1 protein-coding gene is annotated in these 1886 nt (G+C 55.2%); it reads left to right on the forward strand.

Going from position 1 to position 1886, the window contains the following annotated elements; all coding sequences use genetic code 11:
- Window positions 1-814: 814 nt before the first annotated feature.
- On the forward strand, window positions 815-1774 hold the full coding sequence (locus AC0L3I_RS36745; protein WP_473530208.1) for a GlxA family transcriptional regulator: 960 nt from the start codon (window positions 815-817) through the stop codon (window positions 1772-1774).
- Window positions 1775-1886: the final 112 nt, after the last annotated feature.

Here is a 1886-nt window from a genome sequence, read left to right on the forward strand (position 1 = left end):
GATTCTCATGCGGATTAACCATCAGATTCTCCTCCAACCAGTCTTAAGGACCGCAGGTTCTTGGGTCCTACGCGCTTTTGCCAGCATCGCCGAAATAGGCTTCCTCACTTTACTAACGTGATTAGACTTTTCCGGGCTGATCCAGGCGCTACCATCGGCCAGCGCCAGGAGTTAGTGTGTTGGATTCGCGTCAGGGTAGATAAGAAAACCGCCAAATATCTGGATGTGCGATCTGTGTCCTCTTGAAAGGCTTTGGATCACTGAATTCGCTTTCCTTGAGCATGGTATTCATGTTCACCCGCCGGGTCGGCTTCCAGCTAGACTAAGACTAATGCCATCAACGATTGCGGCATCACTCTAGGCTCGCTGTGCCAGGCCGACTGCCGCAAGAAATAGAACATCGACCGAAGAAAGAGGACACGGCGCTCGCCCGTATCGTCACGGCAGTCGTCTATTCGCCCGAACAGCCCTAACACAGGGGCGTGGCGGTCAACGAAGTCGATCCGAGTTACCGAACCTGGCTTTTGGAAAGGGATGCCAATATCTGCGAAGCAGAGCGCGTAGCAGCCGAACGACGGCGAGACGTCATTCGAGACGGAAAGGGTCTCGTTACCGAAAGCTATTGCTTTATCTCTGTGATCGACGCGCTGAAGCGTCTGTAGTTCGCACTCCGGGGAACTCTATTAGGTTAGGCCGTTGACTCATAAGACGCCTTGATCCAGATGCAATGATTTCTTGAACCCGGACCCGGAAGTGGCTTGTATACCAAAGTTGTCGATATCACTTTGAGAACAGCCGAGGAGCGGCCACATCTATGAATCTTGGCGGCGACGAAAAACGACCTGAGTGCGTCGAGTTCTTGCTGCTCGATCTGTTCTCCATGATGTCGGTGACCTGCGCGATTGAGCCGCTTAGGGCGGCCAATCGACTTCTCGGATTCGAGGCCTATAGCTGGCGCTTCTCGTCGGAAGATGGGTCAGTAGCCCATGCCTCCAACGGAATCTCCGTAAATGTGAACGAGCGCTTCGGCAGTTCCGATGCACCCGAATACCTGTTCGTCTGCGCCGGCATGACGTTCGTCGCGAAAGACCAGACCCGGTTGAATGTCATGTTGAAAAGGCGGGCACGCGAAGGGTGCCATATGGGCGCGCTGTCCATGGGTACCGTTTTTCTTGCCCGCGCAGGGCTGCTAACCGATGCGCGATGCACCCTGCACTGGGAAGGGCAGCCGGCTTTCCGTGAGGAATTTCCGTTCATTGAACTAAGCAATCAGCTCTACGTCATCGACAGGAACAGGTACACGTGCGCTGGCGGAACCGCCTCTCTCGACATGATCCTGCACATCATCACACAGGCACATGGCGAGGTTCTGGCACGGTCTATCGCCAACCAGTTTCAGGTCGAGCGTATCAGGACCGGCAATGTCGAACAGCGATCGGGCAGTTCGGTCGGCCTCGACACGCTGCCTCCGCAACTGGCGCAGGCCGTCGGACTTATGATGCGCAACTTCGAGAAGCCTTTGAGCACCGGTTCGATCGCCCGCACCTTCGGATTGAGTGTCAGGAATCTCGAGCGTCTTTTTCAGCGGCATACGGGTCACCCGCCTGCCCGCTACTACAAGATCCTTCGGCTCGAACACGCCCGGGATCTTCTGCTGCACACCAGTCTTGCAAATGTTGATATCGCCATTGCGACCGGGTTCTGCTCGAGTTCCTATTTCTCAGCCTCGTATGCTGAGCATTTCGGACACACGCCGTCTCAGGAACGTCAGTAAAATCCGAATTGGTGAACCCAGCGCGATATGTCGGCCGCCTTGCGGACGTTCAAGAAGTTGACGGAGTTCCTTCCGCTTCTGACGCAATTCCGACACTGAACACCCTGACTTA

The organism is Mesorhizobium sp. WSM4840, from assembly GCF_055811755.1.